This is a genomic window from Actinomycetospora sp. CA-053990 (assembly GCF_050948445.1).
GTDB classification, from domain to species: Bacteria; Actinomycetota; Actinomycetes; order Mycobacteriales; family Pseudonocardiaceae; genus Actinomycetospora; species Actinomycetospora callitridis.
On the sequence record NZ_CP192043.1, the window covers coordinates 358,860 to 378,461 of the forward strand.

The 19,602-nt window shown below is 75.6% G+C and carries 19 protein-coding genes, 1 tRNA gene and 1 other RNA gene; 13 read left to right on the forward strand and 8 right to left on the reverse strand.

Translation table 11 applies throughout. The features are described from left to right. Positions 1 to 12 precede the first annotated feature (12 nt). Positions 13 to 1,083 (reverse strand): LacI family DNA-binding transcriptional regulator, encoded by a 1,071-nt coding sequence (locus ACQPYN_RS01790; RefSeq protein WP_433032629.1) that lies wholly within the window; start codon positions 1,081 to 1,083, stop codon positions 13 to 15. 148 nt (positions 1,084 to 1,231) lie between these two features. Between ACQPYN_RS01790 and ACQPYN_RS01795 the strand changes: the two genes are divergently transcribed. The 4 genes from ACQPYN_RS01795 (at position 1,232) to ACQPYN_RS01810 (ending at position 5,203) form a co-directional block, all read left to right on the forward strand. Further along, positions 1,232 to 1,522: a hypothetical protein gene (locus ACQPYN_RS01795; protein WP_433032632.1), complete on the forward strand. Its 291-nt coding sequence runs from the start codon at positions 1,232 to 1,234 to the stop codon at positions 1,520 to 1,522. Positions 1,523 to 1,769: 247 nt separating this feature from the next. After that, the gene (locus ACQPYN_RS01800) at positions 1,770 to 2,402 is read left to right on the forward strand and encodes an RNA polymerase sigma factor (protein WP_433032635.1); all 633 of its coding nucleotides are present in this window, start codon (positions 1,770 to 1,772) and stop codon (positions 2,400 to 2,402) included. Further along, complete coding sequence (locus ACQPYN_RS01805; RefSeq protein ID WP_433032638.1) at positions 2,399 to 3,262, forward strand: hypothetical protein; 864 nt, start codon at positions 2,399 to 2,401, stop codon at positions 3,260 to 3,262. The genes ACQPYN_RS01800 and ACQPYN_RS01805 overlap by 4 nt, the downstream gene beginning before the upstream one ends. A gap of 189 nt (positions 3,263 to 3,451) precedes the next feature. Further along, on the forward strand, positions 3,452 to 5,203 hold the full coding sequence (locus ACQPYN_RS01810) for a histidine kinase (protein ID WP_433032641.1): 1,752 nt from the start codon (positions 3,452 to 3,454) through the stop codon (positions 5,201 to 5,203). A 36-nt stretch (positions 5,204 to 5,239) separates the two neighbouring features. Here ACQPYN_RS01810 and ACQPYN_RS01815 read toward each other — a convergent pair whose 3' ends face one another. Then, a complete protein-coding gene (locus tag ACQPYN_RS01815; protein ID WP_433032644.1) occupies positions 5,240 to 5,509 on the reverse strand; it encodes a hypothetical protein in 270 nt (89 codons plus the stop codon). A 243-nt stretch (positions 5,510 to 5,752) separates the two neighbouring features. Between ACQPYN_RS01815 and ACQPYN_RS01820 the strand changes: the two genes are divergently transcribed. From ACQPYN_RS01820 to ACQPYN_RS01830, 3 genes are read left to right on the forward strand one after another with little or no spacing between them, the layout of a single operon-like run. After that, on the forward strand, positions 5,753 to 6,571 hold the full coding sequence (locus tag ACQPYN_RS01820; RefSeq protein ID WP_433032647.1) for a hypothetical protein: 819 nt from the start codon (positions 5,753 to 5,755) through the stop codon (positions 6,569 to 6,571). A gap of 54 nt (positions 6,572 to 6,625) precedes the next feature. Beyond that, complete coding sequence (locus ACQPYN_RS01825) at positions 6,626 to 7,915, forward strand: Gfo/Idh/MocA family protein (protein ID WP_433032650.1); 1,290 nt, start codon at positions 6,626 to 6,628, stop codon at positions 7,913 to 7,915. After that, positions 7,912 to 8,808 carry a TIGR03619 family F420-dependent LLM class oxidoreductase gene (locus tag ACQPYN_RS01830; RefSeq protein WP_433032653.1) on the forward strand — a complete coding sequence of 299 codons (897 nt, stop codon included), beginning with the start codon at positions 7,912 to 7,914 and terminating at the stop codon, positions 8,806 to 8,808. Before ACQPYN_RS01825 ends, ACQPYN_RS01830 begins: the two co-directional genes overlap by 4 nt. Positions 8,809 to 8,815: 7 nt before the next feature. On the opposite strand, the gene ACQPYN_RS01835 is transcribed toward ACQPYN_RS01830, so the two are convergent. Genes ACQPYN_RS01835 through ACQPYN_RS01845 form a run of 3 tightly spaced genes read right to left on the reverse strand, consistent with a single transcriptional unit; the run spans position 8,816 to position 11,793 of the window. Further along, positions 8,816 to 9,928: an ROK family transcriptional regulator gene (locus tag ACQPYN_RS01835; protein WP_433032656.1), complete on the reverse strand. Its 1,113-nt coding sequence runs from the start codon at positions 9,926 to 9,928 to the stop codon at positions 8,816 to 8,818. 38 nt (positions 9,929 to 9,966) lie between these two features. Further along, positions 9,967 to 10,968, reverse strand: a complete 1,002-nt coding sequence (locus ACQPYN_RS01840) for a Gfo/Idh/MocA family protein (RefSeq protein WP_433032659.1) — start codon at positions 10,966 to 10,968, stop codon at positions 9,967 to 9,969. Positions 10,969 to 10,980: 12 nt separating this feature from the next. Beyond that, positions 10,981 to 11,793 carry an LmeA family phospholipid-binding protein gene (locus tag ACQPYN_RS01845; protein ID WP_433032662.1) on the reverse strand — a complete coding sequence of 271 codons (813 nt, stop codon included), beginning with the start codon at positions 11,791 to 11,793 and terminating at the stop codon, positions 10,981 to 10,983. Positions 11,794 to 12,019: 226 nt separating this feature from the next. On the opposite strand from ACQPYN_RS01845, the gene ACQPYN_RS01850 reads away from it, so the two are divergent. Further along, complete coding sequence (locus tag ACQPYN_RS01850) at positions 12,020 to 12,988, forward strand: hypothetical protein (protein WP_433032665.1); 969 nt, start codon at positions 12,020 to 12,022, stop codon at positions 12,986 to 12,988. On the opposite strand, the gene ACQPYN_RS01855 is transcribed toward ACQPYN_RS01850, so the two are convergent. Further along, positions 12,962 to 13,047, reverse strand: a tRNA-Ser gene (locus ACQPYN_RS01855). The genes ACQPYN_RS01850 and ACQPYN_RS01855 overlap by 27 nt on opposite strands. An 86-nt stretch (positions 13,048 to 13,133) precedes the next feature. Here ACQPYN_RS01855 and ffs point away from each other — a divergent pair. Continuing rightward, positions 13,134 to 13,228: signal recognition particle sRNA small type (gene ffs, locus ACQPYN_RS01860), an RNA gene on the forward strand. 44 nt (positions 13,229 to 13,272) lie between these two features. Next, a complete protein-coding gene (locus tag ACQPYN_RS01865; RefSeq protein ID WP_433032668.1) occupies positions 13,273 to 15,387 on the forward strand; it encodes a DNA polymerase III subunit gamma and tau in 2,115 nt (704 codons plus the stop codon). A gap of 3 nt (positions 15,388 to 15,390) precedes the next feature. Here ACQPYN_RS01865 and ACQPYN_RS01870 read toward each other — a convergent pair whose 3' ends face one another. Beyond that, the gene (locus ACQPYN_RS01870) at positions 15,391 to 17,205 is read right to left on the reverse strand and encodes a S9 family peptidase (RefSeq protein WP_433032671.1); all 1,815 of its coding nucleotides are present in this window, start codon (positions 17,203 to 17,205) and stop codon (positions 15,391 to 15,393) included. A 97-nt stretch (positions 17,206 to 17,302) separates the two neighbouring features. On the opposite strand from ACQPYN_RS01870, the gene ACQPYN_RS01875 reads away from it, so the two are divergent. Both ACQPYN_RS01875 and recR read left to right on the forward strand, forming a co-directional pair. Next, positions 17,303 to 17,623: a YbaB/EbfC family nucleoid-associated protein gene (locus ACQPYN_RS01875; RefSeq protein ID WP_328311026.1), complete on the forward strand. Its 321-nt coding sequence runs from the start codon at positions 17,303 to 17,305 to the stop codon at positions 17,621 to 17,623. A gap of 9 nt (positions 17,624 to 17,632) precedes the next feature. Further along, entirely contained in the window at positions 17,633 to 18,241 is a 609-nt protein-coding gene (recR, locus tag ACQPYN_RS01880) for a recombination mediator RecR (protein WP_274188664.1), read from the forward strand. Here recR and ACQPYN_RS01885 read toward each other — a convergent pair. Then, entirely contained in the window at positions 18,238 to 18,426 is a 189-nt protein-coding gene (locus ACQPYN_RS01885) for a hypothetical protein (RefSeq protein ID WP_433032676.1), read from the reverse strand. The two genes, recR and ACQPYN_RS01885, sit on opposite strands and share 4 nt — an antisense overlap. A gap of 260 nt (positions 18,427 to 18,686) precedes the next feature. Between ACQPYN_RS01885 and ACQPYN_RS01890 the strand changes: the two genes are divergently transcribed. Then, entirely contained in the window at positions 18,687 to 19,565 is an 879-nt protein-coding gene (locus tag ACQPYN_RS01890; protein WP_433032679.1) for a helix-turn-helix domain-containing protein, read from the forward strand. The last annotated feature ends 37 nt before the right edge of the window (positions 19,566 to 19,602 follow it).

Sequence of the window (19,602 nt, forward strand, 5' to 3'; positions counted from 1 at the left end):
GGAGGGGTCGGGTCACCGCCCGGGCGGGGGGCCGGTGGAGGCGCGGACGACCAGCTCGACCGGCAGGCGGTGCTCGTCGCCGGCGACGCCGGGGCGCAGCAGCAGCTCCGCGGCGCGCCGGCCCTTCTCCCGGTGCGGCTGGCGCACGGTGGTCAGCGCGGGGTGGGCGTCGGCGGCCGCGGGCACGTCGTCGAAGCCGACGATCGCCACGTCGCCGGGCACCGACAGGCCGGCGTCCGCGGCGGCCGCCATCGCGCCGAGGGCGAGCTCGTCGCTCATCGCGAGCAGGGCGGTGGGGCGCGGGCGCCGGGCCAGCAGGGCGGCGGCGGCCTGGCGCCCCGCGTCGCGCCCGTAGGGCACGCGCTCCTCGACAGGCACCGCCGACCACGCGTGCCCGGCCCCCTCGACGACCTCCCGGTAGCCCCGCAGGCGCTCGCAGGACGCGCGGTAGTGGGCCCGGTCCTGGCGGTCCTGGTCGGCCGTGCCCTCCCACCCGTCCTCGATCAGGGGCATGGCGACGACGCCGAGGCGGGTGTGGCCGAGGTCGAGCAGGTGGCGGGCCGCGGAGGCGGCGCCGCCGCGGTCGTCGATCCCGACGTGCCCGGCGCCGGGCAACCGTGGGCCGTCGACGACGACGAAGGGCAGGCCGCGGTCGACGATGGCCGCGAGTCCGCCCTCGGCGGGCACGTCGCAGTAACAGATCATGGCGTCGACGAGCGCGACGCGGGCGACGGCACTGTCCGGCCCGCCGGCGATGAGCACCAGGGCGAGGTCCTCGCGCTCGCACACCTCGCTGACGCCCTGGAGGAACAGCACCGCGGCCGGGTCGCTGAACCCGAACGACATCGGTGCTCCGTGGACCAGGCCCAGCGCGTTCACCCGGCCCCGCGAGAGCGTCGCCGCGAGCGGATCGGGGCCCGCGTAGCCCAGCTCGCCCGCCGTGCGCAGCACGCGGCTGCGCAGGCGCGGGCTCAGGCGCTCGGGGTGGTTGTAGGCGTTGGACACGGTGGCCCGGGAGACGCCGAGGGCGCTCGCCACGGTCGCGAGCGTGACCCGCCCGCCCGCGCGTCCGCCCGTCTCCACGCCCCGATCCTCCCCCGTCGTGGTCGGCACCCAGGAGACCGATCGCAGGTGAACCGGTTCAAATGCAGGCGATCGGCTCCGACGCACCCCTTGCGGACCCTGGCTTTGAACCGGTTTAGTCGTTGCCACCGACGACGAGGAGGGGCTGATGGAGCTCCGAGCGATGTGGCGGCGGGCGACGCGGTGGATCGGCGGCGCCACGCACCGGCGCGCGGCCCGGGAGGTCGCCGACGCGGCCGAGCAGGTCGTCGGGCGGGCCGCGGCGCGGGCGCGGCTCGCGGCGGTCGAGGCCGAGATCGTGGCGCTGATGGCGGACGACCGGATGCCGGCGCGCGGGCGGCGTCTGCGGGCGCTGGAGCAGGCCAGGGACGACCTGCGGGCGGAGCTGGAGGAGGACCGGGCCCCGGTGACGCGGGAGGACCTCGCAGTCAGGACGTAGGTGACACCTCCGGATTCTCTGCACCACACCGGCCGAACGGCCGAACCGCCGACCACCGGCGGGCGAACGGTGCGCAGTGATCCCCGACGGAGGAGGTGGCCGCGTGTCCCTGCCCCTGATGCCGGCTCGTGCGGACGCCCCACCCGAGGTGGGGGGCCCGTCCGCAGCAGCCGGCACGGCACGGGACGGGCGGCGTGGCCGTTCCCCGATGTCAGTGACGCCGCCCGCCGAGGCGGCGGAGCCCGCGGTGCCCGCTGGGTCCGCTGGGTCCGCTGGGCCGGCGGGGAGCGAGGCGGCGGCCGCCGACGCCGCGCTGCTCGTCCGTCTCTCCGACCGCGAGACCGCGGCGCTCGACGCCCTCTACCAGCGCTACGGGCGCCCGGCCTACTCGCTCGCGCGGCGCATCTGCGCCGACGACGGGCTGGCCGAGGACGTCGTCCAGGAGGTCTTCCTCGCGCTCTGGCGCGACCCCGGGAAGTTCGACCCGGGGCGCGGCGCCGTCGCGAGCTGGCTGATGACGCTGGTGCACCACAAGGCGGTCGACGCCGTGCGCCGCGAGGCCACCCGCCGTCGCCACCACCCGACCACGGGCGAGCCGGACGAGGGCGTGCCCGCCGCGGGCCCGTCCGCCGCGCGCCAGGCGCTCGGCGCGGTGATCGGCGAGCAGGTCCGTGCGGCGATGGGGCGGCTGCCCACCGAGCAGCGCACCGCGCTCGGGCTCGCCTACTACGGCGGCTACTCCCAGCGGGAGGTCGCGAGCCTCACCGGCGTGCCGATCGGCACCGTGAAGTCGCGGATGTTCGCGGGCGTGGCACGGCTGCGCGTCCTGCTCGGCCCCGTCCTCGGCTCCTCGGCGGATGCGCTCGGGGACCTCGCGTGAGCACCTGTCCTCAGCGGGCCGACGCCGTCGGCGCCGCCTTCTCCGCGCTCGAGCCCGACGAGGAACGCGCCGTGCAGGCCCACCTGCCGCACTGCGCCGACTGCCGTCGCGCCTTCGACGAGGCCCTCGAGGTGGTCGCCGCCCTCGGTGCCGCGGTCCCGTCCCTCGAGCCGCCCGCCGAGCTGAAGGGTCGGGTCCTCACCGCGGCCCGGGCCGAGCCCGGGACGCCGGTCCGTCCGGTGCGCAGGCCGGCCCCGGCCCGCCCGGTCACCCACCCGGTCACCCACGGACCCCGCACTCCCGACGGCCCCCGGCCCGCCGGCCCGACCCCGCGGCCCCGCTCGCGGCGGCTCGTCACCGCCGCCGGCGGCCTGGTCGCCGCGGTGGTGCTCGGCGTGGGCCTCATCGTGGCGCGCGGCGTGCTGCCCACCCAGGAGGCGCCGCCGGACACCCCGGCGGTGGCGCTGGACCAGCAGGCCGACCGGGTGGTCGACGACGCCCGGTCCCGCGACCCCGGCCTGCGCTCCGCGGTGCTGCGCGGGGCGGACGGCAACCCGGCCGCGGTGGTCCTCGACCCGGGTGACGCCACGGCCCCGGTCCGCATGGTGTCGCTGGACCTCCCCGCGACCGGCAACCAGCGCGACTACGTCCTGTGGGCCACCGGCATGCCGGGCAACGCCCCGGTCGCCGTGGCGGTCATGGACCCCGCCGACGGGGTGACACGCCCCCTGGAAGCGACGGCCCAGCCGTCCGGACCCGGGGACCCGGCGCCGCGCGGGTGGGCGGTCTCGGTCGAACCCACGGGCCCCGTGCCCGCGCGGCCGTCGACGGTCGTCGCGGTCGGGCTGGCGGCGGCCTGAGCCTGCTCGCCCACCCGCGACACGCCGTTCCACCGTTCGTCGCTGCTCACCGTTCCCCGGTCGCAGTCCGCGCGCGCCGCGTCCGCGACGACGGTGCCACCGTCGGGGTGCGCGGATACCGTGGACCCCGCCGGCGATCACCCCGCCGGCGGTGGCGAGCGGGTCGGGGAGGTGGCACCGATGGCAGGGGTGTCTGCTCTCACGACCGGGGAGCTCGGCGTCACGTCGTCCGCCGACCACGCCGAGGCCTCGCCGGGGCGCCCCATGCTCGCGAGCGCGGGCGACGTCCCGCGCGGCGCGGGCTGGGCGTTCGAGTTCCTCTGGGACGGGCTGCGCTGCCTCGCGCGCACCGGTGACGAGGGGCTGCGGCTGGTCACCGACGCCGGGCGCGACGTCACGTCGCACTTCCCGGAGCTCGGGATCGCGGCGCCCTGGACGGGCACCGGCGGGCTCGTGCTCGACGGGGTCGTCGTCGCCCTCGACGGGGTGGGCCGCCCCAGCGCCGGCAAGCTGCGCCGCCGGGCCCGTGTCGCCCACCCGTCGGAGATCCTGCAGGCGCGCGTGCCGGTCTCCTACTACGTGTTCGACGTGCTGGAGGTGGCCGGCGTGTCGACGCGCCGCCTGCCCTACCGCCAGCGTCGCGAGCTGCTCACCGAGCTCGACCTCTCCGGCAGCCGCGTCGTCATCCCCCCGTACTTCACCGGTGTGGGCGCCGAGGCCGTGGTCACCACGGCGCGGCGCTACGGCCTGGACGGCGTGGTCGCCAAGCGCCTCGAGTCCACCTACCAGGTCGGCCGGCGCTCGCGGAGCTGGATCGAGACGCCCGTGCGTCGTGTCCAGGACGTCGTGGTCGGCGGCTGGGTTCCGGCCCGGGGGCGGCCGGACACGGTCGGGGCGCTGCTCGTCGGGGTGCCGGGCGAGTCGGGGCTGCGCTACTCGGGCCGCGTGCTCACCGGGGTCACCGCCGCGGCGCGGCGCGAGCTCGACGGCGTGCTGAGCGCGCTCGAGCGGCCCGAGAACCCGTTCGTCGACGTGGTGCCCGAGGACGCGCGCGGTGCCGCGCGCTGGCTGGTCCCGCGCCTGGTCGGCCAGGTGGAGCACCGCCGCTGGACCGCCACCGGGCTGCTCGAGCGCCCGGCGTGGCAGGGGCTGCGCGCAGCGCACCCGGCCACGGTCGCGGCCCCGGTGCTCGCGGCGCCGGTGGTCGACACCGACCTCGAGCTCGACGACCTCGAGACCGCCGAGTCCCCGAGCGGCGGGCTGCGCGCCCGCCCGTCGGCCACCGTCGCCGACATCGTCACGGCGCCGTCGCCCGAGGACGTCGAGTCGGCCCTGCGCTCGCGCTTCTCGGCGCACTTCGTGCACAACACGCTCACCGCGATCGCGTCCTACGTGCGCACCGACCCGTCCCGGGCCCGCGAGCTGCTCACCGAGTTCGCCGACTTCACGCGGTACTCGTTCCGCTCCGGGGGCGAGCTGACGACGGTCGGCGACGAGCTCCACAACGCCGAGCGCTACCTCACCCTCGAGCAGGCGCGGTTCGGTGCGCGGCTGCGGGCGGAGGTCGCCGTCGCCCCCGAGGTGCGCGGGGTCCTGGTGCCGCCCTTCGTCGTGGCGCCCCTGGTCGAGAACGCCGTGCGCCACGGCATCGAGCCGGTCCCCGGGGGCGGCGCGGTCAGCGTGTTCGCCTCGGGCTCCGGGTCCGACTGCGTGATCACCGTGTCGGACGACGGCGCCGGCATGGGTCCCGAGGCCACGCGCACCGCGTCACAGGTCGACCGCCGTCACGGCGGCATCGCCGAGGTCTCCCGCCGGCTCCACGCCGCCTTCGGGTCGCAGTGCGACGTCCACGTCGACACCCGGCCCGGCGTCGGCACGGCGGTCCGGATGCGCATCCCGGCGATCTCGACGGCCGAACCGAGCCGGACCCTCGTCGGCTGAGGTCCGGCCCGGCTCCGGCGCCGGAGCGGCTCCGGCCTAGTCGTCCTCGTCGTCGTCCACCACCGCGCAGGTGATGTCCGACGGCGCCGCGTCACTGCCGCCGAGGACGTCGGACAGGATCGGGACGCCGGCGTCCACCCCGCAGGCCTGGACGGGCAGCACGGTCAGGTCGTTGAGCAGCGCGATCCCGGTGTCGCCGTCGTCGGTGGGAACGGGGTCGGCCGAGGCCAGCGGGGCCGCGGCGAGCAGCCCGGCGGCGGACAGGGCGACCGATGCCGACAGGGTGGCGGCAACGCGTCGGAACATGGCAGGACTCCTCGCAGAGGGCGGAACGGGAGCGACCGTTCGTCGCAATCAGTGCTGCGATGAACGGTCGCCGTGGACTCAACCCCGCCCCTCGGAGCCGGGCAATCGGTGCGACGAAGGCCCACCGGAAAGCGTGGTGGTCGGTTGAGCGGGATCGGCGGTGGGCAACGCGCGACGAGCGGCGACTCGTGGACGACGAACGGCGGGCCGGTGGGACGCGGCCGGCGGCGGCACCATGGAGTCGTGGAGGTGCTCGCGGTGGACTGGTCGGGGGACGCCCGCGCATCCCACCGGCGGATCCGCCTCGCGAGCGCCCGACCGGGCCGCCTCGTCGACGTCCGCGCCGGTCTCGACCGCGACGGCCTCACCGAGCACCTGCTCGCCCGCGCCGCCGAGACGCCCCTCGTCGTCGGTCTGGACTTCTCCTTCGGCCTGCCCGCGTGGTTCGCCCGCGAGCACGGGTGCGGGGACATCACGGCCCTGTGGGGCCTCGTGGCCCGCGACGGCGAGGAGTGGCTGCGGGCCTGCCGGCCGCCGTTCTGGGGCCGGGGACCGACACCGCGCCCGCCGCACGACCCGGCGCGGCCGGGGTACCGGGCCACCGAGGAGGCCGCCCGCGCCGACGGCCTCGATCCCCGCTCGACGTTCCAGATCGGGGGCGCGGGCGCCGTCGGCACCGGCTCGCTGCGGGGTATGCCCCACCTCGCGCGGCTGCGGGCCGCCGGGCTCGCGGTGTGGCCGTTCGACGACGCCGGGCCGGCCACGGTGCTCGAGATCTACCCGAGGGTCCACACCGGGCCCGTCGTGAAGCGCTCGGCGACGGCCCGCCGCGCGGTCGTCGACGCCGACCCCCGCATCCCGCCGGAGCTGCGCGACGCCGTCGTCGACACCGAGGACGCGTTCGACGCGGCGCTCTCGGCGCTGGACATGGCCGAGCACCAGGGCGAGCTGGCGGCGTTGCGGGCCGCCGCGCCGGGCAGCCCGGAGTCGATCGAGGGCGCCTTGTGGCGTCCGGTCCGCCCCGATGCTCCGGTTGCGGACCATTCGTCGGCGACGGCGTAGCCCCGTCGGGGGCAGGATGTCCCCCGGCGGGGGCAACAGCAGGGAGGAACGCGCGTGAGCCTCGGGTCACGTCCGGTCCGGGTCGCGATCGTCGGTGCCGGCGGTCGGGGTCGTCTGCACGCCCGGAACGTCCGCCTGGCGGGCGGGCTCGTGACGGCGATCGCCGAACCGCGCCGGGAGCGCCGCGAACGCCTGGCCGACGCCTGCGACGTCCCGGAGCAGGCCCGGTTCGCGCGGTGGACCGAGCTGGCCGAGCGCGCGGACCTCGTCGACGTCGTCGTGATCGCGACCCAGGACCACGACCACGTCGACCCCGCGATCGCGTTCGCCGAGCGCGGCGTGCACCTGCTCGTCGAGAAGCCGATCGCCCCGGACGAGGCCGCCGCGCTGCGCGTCGCCGAGGTCGTGCGCCGGACCGGCGTCCTCTTCTCGATCTGCCACCCGCTGCGCTACGCGCCCTACACCGCGGCGCTCGTCGCGGCCCTGCGGGCGGGGCGGATCGGCGACCTCGTGTCGGTGCAGCACCTGGAGCCGGTCGGCGCCTGGCACTTCGCCCACTCCTACGTGCGCGGGGAGTGGCGCCGGGAGGACCTCGCGTCGTCCCTGCTGCTCGCCAAGTGCTCGCACGACGTCGACCTGCTGACCCACCTCGTCGGCGACCGCCCGACCCGCCTGTCCTCGTTCGGCCGGCTGAGCCACTTCCGGTCCGACAAGCAGCCCGAGGGCGCGTCGTCCCGCTGCCTGGACTGCGCGGTCGAGCCGACGTGCCCGTACTCGGCGCCGCGGCTCTACCGGTCGTGTCTGGGCGACCCGGAGTGGGAGCACCAGCTGCTCGGGGCGGTCACCGAGGTGCCGACGGCGGAGGCCCTCGACGAGGCGCTGCGCACCGGTCCCTACGGCCGGTGCGTCTACTGCTGCGACAACGACGTCGTCGACCACCAGGTCGTCGCGTTCGAGTTCGACAGCGGCATCACGGCCACGCACACCGTCACCGCGTTCTCCGAGCTCGCGCCGCGCCAGACCCGGGTGTTCGGCACCCACGGCGCGGTGGAGGGCGACGGCCACGTGCTGCGCTTCCACGACTTCCGCACCCACCCCGGCCAGGCCGTCGAGACGCTCACGCCCGGCGACGGCCGCCCGCCCCACCAGGAGGGCGACGAGGAGCTCGTCCGCGCCTTCCTGCGCGCCGTCGCCGACGACGACCCGTCCCCGGTGCTCACGGGGCTCGACGAGACGCTGACGAGCCATCGGATCGTCTGGGCGGCCGAGCGGTCGCGGCGCTCCGGGGAGACGGTGACGCTCGACTGGGACCCCCTCGGCGACTCCGTCGGGGTCGCGGGATGAGGATCGGCGTCACCGTCCCCAACTTCGGCCCCGCCGCGACGGTCGACTCGCTGCGCGCGTGGGCCGCGCTGGTGGAGGACGCCGGTTTCGACTTCCTCATGGTCGGCGACCACGTCGCCGCGACCCCGGACGTCACCGCCGCCTACCCGGGCCCGTTCTGGGAGCCCCTGACGCTGCTGGGCTACCTCGCGGGCGTCACCCGGCGCGTCGAGCTGGGCACCACCGTCCTGGTCGTGCCGTACCGGGACCCGCTGCAGACGGCCCGCAGCCTCGCGGGCCTCGACCAGCTCAGCGACGGGCGGCTGATCGTGGGCGTCGGGGTCGGGTGGGCGCGCTCGGAGTTCGCGGCGCTCGGCATCGACCCGGGGCGTCGCGGGGAGATCACCGACGAGTACCTCGGCGCGCTGCTCGCCCTGTGGAGCGACGACGTCGCGAGCTTCGCGGGGCGCCACGTCGCCTTCACCGACGTCGACACCCGCCCGCGCCCGCACCGCCGGCCGCACCCGCCGCTGTGGATCGGCGGCAACGGCGACGCCGCCCGCCGACGCGCCGTCCGCTGGGGTCAGGCCTGGCACCCCCTGCGCGTGCCCGCGGGCTGGCTGCGGGCCGAGGGACTGCCGGCGCTGCGGCGCGCCGCGGACGAGGCCGGCCGCCCGGTGCCCGCGCTCGCCCCGCGGATCGTGCTGCACCCCTCCGACGAGCGCCGGCGCGACGCCGACCGCCTCGCAGGCCAGGGCCGTCCCGACCAGATCCGCGCCGATCTCGACGAGCTGCGGGACCTCGGGGCGACGCACGTCCTGCTCGACACCCACCGCGACGCGGCGACGGTCGGGCACGACCACGCGGCGGAGCGCGCGGTGCTCGAGGAGGCCGCGGGCTGGCTGCTGGGGTGACCCGGTCTCAGCCCCGCGCGGAGACCAGGTTGTCCCACGCGAGACGGCGGGCCTCGGCCAGCGCGCCCCACAGCGGCGCGGTCTCGCCGAGCGCGCCTGCGGCCACCGGCACCTCCCGCGGGGCGAGCTCGGCGACCGTGGCCTCGACGTGCGGGAGCAGGCCCGGCAGGAGGCCGACCGGCCCGCCGAGGACGAGCAACGCGGGGTCGACCGTCGCGCACACGGCGACGGCGGCCTCCCCGAGCGTGCGGCCGGCCTGCGCGAGCACCTCGTCGTCGAGGGCGTCCGCGCTCGCCCGCAGCCCCTGCGCCGCGATCTGCTCCCCGAAGCGGAAGCGGCCCGTGCCCTCGCCGAGCGGCAGGTAGCCGATCTCCCCGGCGAGCCCCCGCGCGCCGCGGACGAGCGCGCCGTCGAGGACGAGCCCCATGCCGACGCTGTGCCCCTCGCCGACGTAGAGGTAGGCGAACGTGGACGTGCCGGAGGCGGCGCCGTGGTCGCGCTCGGCGAGCGCCGCGAAGTTGACGTCGTTGTCGAGCACGATCATCGACGGGTCGACGCCGCGCACGTCGTCGGTGCCCACCACGCCCGCGGGGAAGGCGGACTCCCGCAGCTCGACGACCCGCCCGGTGGCCGGGTCGACGGGGTTGGCGATCGACACCGCGACCGCCCGCACCGGGCGCCCGTGGCCGAGCCAGCGCTGGGCGAGCGTGTCGAGGACCTCGTGCAGGCGCGCCGCGACGACGTGCCCGTCCTCCGGCGGGTCGTGGTCGGACCGTTCCAGCGTGCGGCCCGTCAGGTCGCCGACGGCACTCCGCACCACCGAGCGGTTGATCTCCACGGCGACGACGACGCCCGTGCCCGGGGCCAGGTCGTAGAGGGTGGCGACCGCGCCGGGGACCCCGGAGCGCGGACCGACGGCGACGAGCACGGCGTCCGACTCCATGCGCCGCACGGCCTCGCTGATGGCCGGCGGGGAGATCGCGGTGCGGCGGGCCAGCTCGGCACGGGTCAGCGGGCCGTCCTCGGTGGCGAGACAGTCGAGGATCGCGCGCTCGGTGGTGGCCCGGCGCAGTCCGCTGTGCGGCGACGTCGCCCGCGCCGCCGGGTCCGGCTCGTCCATGCCACCTCCCGGGCGTTGGCGTGCAGGGTAGGCCCTGGTCACACCGCCGTGTCGTCCTCCCGGAAGACGAGGCCCAGCTGGTCTCCCGCCTCGGCGAGGACGCCCTGCACGGCGAGCGTGTCGTCCAGCGGCATCACCGTGCTCTCGGTCGCGCCGGAGCGCAGGCACTCGGTGACCTCGACGAGCTCGTGGCTGTAGCCCGCGCCGATGGGCGGCAGCTCGATCCGCTCGCCCGGGTCGTTCGTGTCGTGGTGCAGGACGATCGTCGTCGGGTGGTGGAACCGGGGGAGGACGTCGATCCAGCCCGTGGTGCCGAAGACCCGCGCCTGCCCGGGCGACGGGCTGTGGAAGGACGTCTGCAGCGTCGCGTAGCGCCCGTCCTCCCAGGACAGCAACATCGCGCCGTCGGCGTCGACGCCGGTGGTCTCCCGGGACGCGACGGCGTGCACGCGGTCGGGCGTGCCCAGCACCATCTGCGCGAACGACACCGGGTAGACGCCCAGGTCGAGCAGCGCGCCGCCGCCGAGCTCCGGGGCGAACAGGCGGTCGGTCGGGTCGACGTCGCGGACCGTGCCGAGGTCGGCCTGCACCGAGCGGGGCTCGCCGATCTCGCCCTGCGCGATGAGCTCCCGCAGACGCACGACGGCGGGCTGGAAGCGGGTCCACATCGCCTCCATCGCGAACACGCCCTGGGTGCGTGCGGTGTCGACCACCCGCCAGGCCCCGGCCAGCGTGGCCGTGAAGGTCTTCTCGACCAGCACGGCCTTGCCGGCCTCGAGGCAGGCCACCGCGAGCGCGGCGTGCTGGGGGTGCGGCGTCGCCAGGTAGACGACGTCGACGTCCGGGTCGTCGACGAGGGCGCGGTAGCTGCCGTGCGCGCGCACGTCGGCACCGCCGTGGTCGTCGGCGAACGCCCGGGCGCGTTCCTCCGACCGGGAGCCGACGGCGACGAGGGACGCGCCCTCGACCAGGGCCAGGTCCTCGGCGACCTTCGCGGCGATGCGGCCGGGTCCCGCGATGCCCCAGCGGATGTCCTGCATGGGCTCACTGTGTCAGGACCCCGGACGGGCCAGGAGGTCGACGTCCCGTGCGGTCCCCGAGACCACCAGGACGCCGTCCTCGGCGCGCAGTTCCGTCGCGGAGATGGAGAACGGCAGCTCGCCGGGGTCGACGCTGGTCGAGAAGCCCGACAGCCGCGAGCGCAGGGCGCTCGCCGCGACCTGCCCGGCCGCGCCCTCGCCGCCCTCGGCGCGGATGTCGCGGGCCGACAGGGTGATGCGGCCGCCGGAGAGGCGGAACGACGCGATGACCGCGACCTGCACCTGCTGGCCCTGCACGGTCGTCGACGACGTGAGGCGCACCGACGACGCCGGGTCGACGTCGGCCAGCGCCTCGCTGCTGCCCGAGGCGCCGGAGTCGTCGGCCTCGGCCTCGGAGCGCAGGCGCTCGAGGTCGGCCTCGGTCAGCGGCTCGATGGTCAGGTCGCCGACGTCGAGCAGCCGGGCGAGGTCGGTGGGGTTGACCCGCGCCGCCGCCGTGACCTGGCGGGCCGGGATCTCGCGGACCTGCCCGTTCACCAGGTTCTCCAGCGGCAGGGACACCCCGGAGAGGTCCGCGGTCAGCGTGAGGTCGCGCAGCTCGCCGTAGCGGATGCCCGGCGCCGAGAGCCCGACGTCGTCGTAGCTCCCGTCGAGGGCCTGGGTGAGGAACGGGAAGCCGCGGATGTCGACGTCCGGCGACTGCGGCAGGTCCAGCGAGCTCTGCAGCGCCGCCCCCACCCGGTCCTCGGCGACCCAACGGGCCGCGAAGTCGATGCCGACCAGCACGGCGACGATCACGACCAGGGCGATCAGCAGTCCGCGCACGCCCGACACCGTGTCATCAGCCGTCGACGACGCGGTCGGGCGGGGCGGGGGCCGGACGGTTGGCGCCAGCCTCCCGCGCGGGCGGTCGGTGGCGCTGCGCCGATCGGCCTGACTCCGGCCCGATCCCCGCATGACCTGCGTGTCGATCGAGGGCGACGGGCACCAGGCAGCGTTCCTGACGTCTCGAGCACCCGGGACGGCATCCGGCACGAGGACGGGGAGGCGCATGACCTCCGAGAAGTACGGCCAGACGTCACCGCACCAGACACCACCGATGGTGTCCGACGCCGTCGCGACCTGGTTCGACGACGTGTTCCGCATCTATGGCGAGGTGGTGGACTCGCAGCGGCGCCTGGCCGTCGCGCTCGTCCACGCGTCCTCGCCGGTGCTCGACGTGGGGGAGCGGGCGAGCGAGAAGGCCGCGGCGGGCGCCGAGCGCCTGTCCGCGACGGTGCAGGCGCGGCGGCAGGACCCGGGTCGCACCGCGGCGCCCAGACCGGTCGCACCGCCGCCGTCCGGCGGCTCCGGCGAGCAGGAGGACGGCGGGGAGCTCCCGGCGTCCCGGGAGGACGTCGCCGGGGACGAGGGCTCCAGGGAGGTGAGTTCCGGGGACGAGGGCTCCGGCGACGAGGAGATCGCCGACGTCACCGCGGCCGAGGCGGAGGCCGCCGGCACGGAGGAGGCGGGCACGGAAGAGGCCGACGCCGGCGCCGTGGTCCCGACGGGGGCCGGCGAGGACGTGGATGCCGATGCCATCGCCCCGCTCGACGTCGACGGGTCGGTGGACGTCGACACCCCGGTGCAGACCGACACCGGGACCGCGGAGGCCGCCACTCCGGTGGCGACCGACGCCGGGACCGAGGGCGACGGCGTGGACGACGACGCGGGCGGAGACGCCGGGGAACGCGACAGGACGCCACGGCGATCGAACGGCGACGACGCGGACAGCTCCGCGCGGAGCCGTGCCACCGGCGCCCGGAAGGCCTCCGGGGCTCCCGGCCGGCACGGCGGCCGACCTCGGGCGCGTCGGGCGGGCGCGGGACCTCGCGCTGATCCGGCGGTGCCGTCCCGGCCGACCGCCGGGGCGGCACCGCAGTGCGGGACCCGGAAGCACGAACGCCGGCCGGGCCACGAGGGTCCGGCCGGCGTCGCCGCTGGTCAGCGGGTGCGGAGGATACGGGATTTGAACCCGTGAGGGTGTTGAGCCCTACACGATTTCCAATCGTGCGCCTTAGGCCGCTCGGCCAATCCTCCGCGGGGGACGATACAGCCCGGCGGGAGGCGCCGAGGGGGTCGGGGCGGGCCTCGCGTGGGGATCGGCCGACTTCGTTACACTGGGCCACGGACCCCGCGCGGCGTCCATCCTGTGAACTCCCCCAGGGCCGGAAGGCAGCAAGGGTCAGCGGGCTCTGGCGGGTGCGCGGGGTCCCCTTCATCTCCCCTCCGGCGGCGTCGGGGGGTCCGCGTAGCCTCGGGCTCGTGGCTCTGGCGCTCTACCGCAGGTACCGGCCGGCGACGTTCGCCGAGGTGGTCGGTCAGGAGCACGTCACCGATCCGCTGCGCACGGCGCTGTCCGCCGGCCGGGTCAACCACGCCTACCTCTTCTCCGGGCCGCGGGGCTGCGGCAAGACGTCCAGCGCGCGCATCCTCGCCCGCTCGCTGAACTGCGAGCAGGGCCCGACGCCCGAGCCGTGCGGCGTCTGCGAATCCTGCATCGCGCTCGCCCCCAACGGGCCCGGCTCGCTGGACGTCACCGAGATGGACGCCGCCAGCCACAACGGCGTCGACGACGCCCGCGAGCTGCGCGACCGTGCCCACTTCGCGCCGGTGAGCTCCCGCTACCGCGTCTTCATCATCGACGAGGCGCACATGGTCACCACGGCAGCGTTCAACGCGCTGCTCAAGGTGGTCGAGGAGCCGCCCGAGCACCTGATCTTCATCTTCGCGACGACCGAGCCGGACAAGGTGCTCACCACCATCCGCTCGCGCACCCACCACTACCCGTTCCGCCTGCTGCCGCCCAGCACGCTGCGCGGCCTGCTCGAGCGCATCTGCACCGAGGAGGGTGTCACCGTCGAGCCGGCGGTCTACCCGCTCGTGGTGCGCGCCGGCGGGGGATCGGCGCGCGACTCGCTGTCGGTGCTCGATCAGCTGCTCGCCGGCGCCGGCCCCGAGGGCGTCACATACGCCCACGCCGTGGGCCTGCTCGGGGTCACCGACGTCGCGATCCTCGACGATGTCGTCGACGCGCTCGGGGCCGGTGACGGGCCTGCTGTGTTCGGGGCGGTCGACCGGCTCGTCGAGGCGGGGCACGACCCGCGGCGCTTCGCCGCCGACCTGCTCCAGCGCCTGCGCGACCTCATCCTCGTGCAGGCCGTCCCCGACGCGGGGGAGCGCGGCCTCGTCGACGTCCCCGCCGACGAGATGGAGCGGATGGTCGACCAGGCGCAGCGCCTCGGCCCGGCGGCCCTGGCCCGCCACGCCGAGCTCGTGCACACCGCGCTCACCGAGATGCGTGGGGCGACCGCCGCGCGGCTGCTGCTCGAGCTGGTCTGCGCCCGCATGCTGCTGCCCGCCGCCTCGTCGGCGGACGCAGCGATGATCCAGCGCCTCGAGGGCGTCGAGCGGCGTCTCGCGGTGGGCGCGCCCGGCCCGTCCGACGACGCGTCCTCCCGCTTCAGCCGGCCGTCGCAGCGGCCCGAGGAGGACGCGCCCCCGCGCGCCGGCGAGCTCGACGCCACCGTCGTCCCGCCCACCGACCGGCCGGCGGCCACCGTCGAGGCCCGCGACGAGCCGCCCCGCGACGCTCCCCGGGAGCGCCCGCAGGCGGCGCCCCAGCGCCCGGCCGCCCGGGAACGTCCGGCCGCTCAGGAGCGTCCCGCGGCCCCGGAGCCTCCGCAGGCGCCCGAGCCCGAGCCGACCCCGGAGCCCCAGCGCGCCCCCGCGGCCGCCGGCGCGCTCGACGCCGCGGCACTGCGCCGGGTCTGGCCCGAGGTGATGACCCAGGTCCGCGAGCGCAACAAGCCCACCCACGCGCTGCTCCAGAACGCGACGGTGACGGCGGTCGAGGGCACCACGATCACCCTCGGCATGCCGACGCCCCCGCTCGCGCGCCAGCTCTCCCAGCCCAACCGCGCCGACCACGTCGCCGCGGCGCTCGGGGCCGTGCTCTCGGGGCAGTGGACGGTGCAGGCCGTGCACGGCACCGGCGGGGGAGATGGGGGCGGTGGCGGTGGCGGCAACGCACGGGGCGGCGGACGCCCGGAGCAGCCCCGTCAGCGCCCCGACCCGCCGCGGCGTCCCGAGCGCCCCCAGCGCCCGGAGCAGCCACCGCGGGCGGACGCTCCCCCGGCCGAGGCTCCCGCCCGTGGTGCTTCGGGCGACGCCCCGCCGGCCCGGCGCCCCGCACCGCCGTCGGACATCCCGCCCCCTCCGGAGCCGCCCGAGGACGGCGACGTGAGCGAGGAGGACATGTACGCCGAGGCCGCGGCCGACCCGGGCGGCACCGCCGGCGGCGCGCGCGTCGACCCCGAGGAGGCGGCCATGGAGCTGCTCACCTCGCAGCTCGGCGCGCGGCGCGTCGACGGCCGCTAACGCTCAGCCCAGGGCGCGAGCCAGGAACGCGACGGCCCGGGGGTAGGCGTCGAGCCGGTTGGCGCGCTTGGCCAGCCCGTGGCCCTCGTCGTCGTAGACCACCATCTCGACCTCGACGCCGTTGGCCCGCACCGCCGCGGCCACCTGCTCGGCCTCGGAGAGCGGCACCCGCGGGTCGTTCGCGCCGTGGATGACGAACAACGGCGCGCGCACCTCGCCGATGCGCGTCAGCGGCGACGCGCGCTCGAGGAACGCGCGGTCGCGCTCCAGCGAGCCGTACTCCCGCTCGCGGTGGGCGCGCCGGTAGGGCGAGGTGTTCTCCAGGAACGTGACGAGCGACGAGATGCCGACGATGTCGACGCCCGCCGCCCAGAGCTCGGGCTGGAAGGCGAGCCCGGCGAGCACCATGTAGCCGCCGTACGAGCCGCCCCACAGCGCCGCCCGCGCGGGGTCGAGCCCGAGGCGGGGGAGGTAGGCGTGCAGGGCGGCGAGGTCGGCGACGGAGTCGAGGCGCCGTTCGACGTCGTCGAGCGAGTACCAGCGCTTCCCGTAGCCCACCGAGCCGCGCACGTTCGGTACGAGCACGGTGTGCCCGGCGCCGACCAGCGCCTGGACGATCGGCGAGAACGCGCGCACCGACTGCCCCTCGGGCCCGCCGTGCACGATCGTCACGCTCGACCCCGACGGCTGGGACGGGGAGTAGACGAAGCACGGGACGGTCTCGCCGTCGGGCGTGGGGACGCCGTGGCTGGTGGGGGCGACGAGGTCGAGGTCCGCCAGCGGCTCGCGGGACGAGGCCACCACGCCGGACCGGCCGCGCGCGGCGTCGAGGAGCAGGACGTCGGCCGGGGTCGCGGGGTCGGTCCACGTGATCGCGAGCCCGGTGCCGTCGGGCGACCAGCGTGGCACGGCGAGGAAGTCGGCGACCCCGCCGTGCAGCTCGGAGGGCAGGCCGACCGCGTGCCGGAAGGTGCCGTCGACGTCGTGGACCGCGAGGCGGCTCGTGCCGTCGTCGTCGGTGATCACCAGCAGCGTCTCGCCGTCCGGGGACAGGCGTGCGGTGACGTCGTGCTCGTCGTCGGTCACCAGCCAGGTCAGCTCGCCGCTGCGGACGTCGAGCCGGGCGACGCCGAGGTGGTCGCGCCCGGAGTCCGTGGTGATCACCGCGGCCTCGCCCCGCGGCATCCATTGCGGCCCGAGGTAGCGGGCGTGCTCACCGGCGTCGGTGAGCTCGGTGGTCGTGTCGCCGGCGAGCAGCAGGACCTGCGAGCTCAGCGCCGGGCGACCGGGTCGCGTCATCAGCGCGCGGGTGCCGTCGTGGCTCACCGCGGCGCCGCCGACCATCCCGCCGCCGTCGTAGAGGACGGTCTCGGTGCCCCTGTCAGCACCGCGGACGCGGCGGACGACGAGGTCGAAGTCGACGCCGTTGCGGCGGTTCGTCGTGTAGACGACCTCGCCCGTCGGGAGGACCTCGACGAGACCGTGGATGTAGGCCGGATCGTGCACGAGCGGGACGAGCCCGTCCTCGCCGACCGGCTCGGTCACGGCGTCCGGGTCGAGCAGCGAGAGCTGGGCACGCTCATCGCCGCCGGCGTCGTGGGAGACAACGACGCGTCTCGTGCCCGGCAGGTACCGCCCGTGGCAGGCGCCCGACAGCGCCGTGAGGGGCACGCGAGTGCCGTCGGGACGCAGCTCGACGAGCTGCACCGTCCCGGACCCGTCGTACCCCGCGAGGATGCGGCCCTCGGCGTCCACGTCGAAGGCGCGCCAGGTGGTGACCTCGAGGAGGCGGTGCAGCAGATCGGTCGTCTCGTCCATCGGGAGGCAGCCTGCCTGCCCACGCGCTCCGCGGCGACCACGGGCGCGCGGTTAGGGTGGTGATGTGCAACCCGGTCAGAACCCTGAAGGCATGGACATGGGCGCGCTGCTGCAGCAGGCGCAGGCGATGCAGGAGCAGCTGATGTCCGCCCAGGCGGAGCTGGCCGAGGCGGAGGTCACGGGCCAGGCGGGCAACGGCCTGGTCACCGTCACCCAGACCGCCACCGGCGAGGTCCGCTCCGTGAAGATCGACCCGAAGGTCGTCGACCCGGACGACGTCGAGACGCTGCAGGACCTCATCGTCGGCGCGATCTCCGACGCCGCGCAGGCCGCTGCCGAGCTGCAGGCCGAGAAGATGGGCCCGCTCGCCGGTGGGCTCGGGGACATGGGCGGCGGGCTGGGCCTGCCGGGTCAGTAGGTTCGTCGGGTGTTCGAGGGACCGGTCCAAGACCTGATCGACGAGCTGGGCCGCCTGCCCGGTATCGGTCCCAAGAGTGCCCAGCGCATCGCCTTCCACCTCCTCGCCACCGAGGAGGCCGACGTGACGCGCCTGCAGGAGGCCCTGCAGAAGGTCAAGGTCGGTGTCGTCTTCTGCGACGTCTGCGGCAACGTCTCCGAGCAGCCCCGCTGCCGCATCTGCAGCGACGCCCGACGCGACGCGACGGTCGTCTGCGTCGTCGAGGAGCCGAAGGACGTCATGGCGGTGGAGCGCACCCGCGAGTTCCGCGGTCGGTACCACGTCCTGGGCGGGGCGCTCGATCCGCTCTCGGGCATCGGCCCCGATCAGCTGCGCGTCCGTGAGCTGCTCACCCGCATCGGCGGCGCCGGCGACGAGCCGGAGATCGCCGAGGTCATCCTGGCCATGGACCCGAACACCGAGGGCGAGGCCACGGCCACCTATCTCGTGCGCCTGCTGCGCGACTTCCCGGGGCTCAGCGTCACCAAGCTGGCCTCCGGCCTCCCCATGGGCGGCGACCTCGAGTTCGCCGACGAGCTCACGCTCGGCCGGGCCCTCGCAGGCCGCCGCGCCTTCTAAAGCCGGGCGTCCCGCGCCCGGATGGGCGTGCGGTAGGCGACGGACTCGGCCCGGTCGAGCTCCATCTCGGCGCGGTGCACGCGCCCCATCCGCTTGCGCGTCGCCTCGCGGTGCACGGAGATGCCCACGAGCACGCCCAGGACGAACAGCGCCCAGAAGATCACTACGGCGATGATGATGGTCATGGCGGTCATCGTCGGCCGCCCTTCGTTGCGCTCATGATCAGTGCCTCCCGTCGAGTCGTGCGGCCCGTCGTGCGGTCCACAGCTCCGGCGATCCAGCTCCGGTATTCCTGACAGTGCTGTGTGAGAGCCCACAGCACAAGCGAATTCTGCAATTGCACGCAACGATTGCGTGACGGCATGGCCGTCCGGGGTCTACCGTGTACGGACAGAGGTCGGCAGGGGGGCCGGCGCTTGAACGCCCGACCCCAGGAGGCTCACGGATGACCTGGTCGCCCGGCCCCGTGGTGACCCGCCGCCGCCTCGGCGGCGAGCTCAAGCGCCTGCGTGAGGCGAGGGGCTTCAAGCTCGAGGACGTCGCTCGGCAACTCGAGTGTTCGCAATCGAAGATCAGCCGTCTCGAGAACGGCAAGGGCGTGCCCCGCTGGCGCGACGTGCGGGACATGCTCGAGGTCTACGGCGTCCCGGACGGCGACGAGCGCGAGCGGCTCCTGGACTGGGCGCGCGACGGGCGCGCGAAGATGTGGTGGCGGTCGTACAGCGACGTCCTGCCGCCGGTGATGGCAACCTACGTCGAGCTTGAGTGGGATGCGGCAAAGATTCGCGCCTACGAAGCCCACATCGTTCACGGGCTGTTGCAGACCCGCGACTACGCCCGCGCGGTGCTCCGCAACGCCTACGGCTCGACGACGTCTGAGCAAGACATCGAGAAGCTTGTCGAGGTGCGAATGCGGCGGCAGGAAGCGCTGACCGCGAGCCACGGACTGTCGTTCCACTGTGTTCTCGATGAGTCGACGCTTCACCGGGTCGTTGGCTCCCCGGCCATCCTTCGAAGTCAGGTCGAGCACTTGATCGCAGTGGCCCAGGCCGAACACGTCGACGTTCGCGTGCTGCCCTTCTCGGCAGGACTGCTACCCGGCAGCCGCGAGGCCTTTGCCAAGCTCGACTACTCCGAGGGCATCGAGGACGGCGTCGTCTATGTCGAGCGGCCCGGGATGGCCGGCGAGTTCCTCACCGACCCGAGTGAGGTCTCTGATCACGAGACCTGGTTGGACGGCCTCTACGCGGTCGCCCTGACCGAGGGCGAGTCCATCCCGCTCATGGAGCGAGCCGTTCGCCGCATCGACGCCACCGGTGGGTGATCACGCTCTTCCCGGCGCTGCCGGGCCCCTCGAAGAT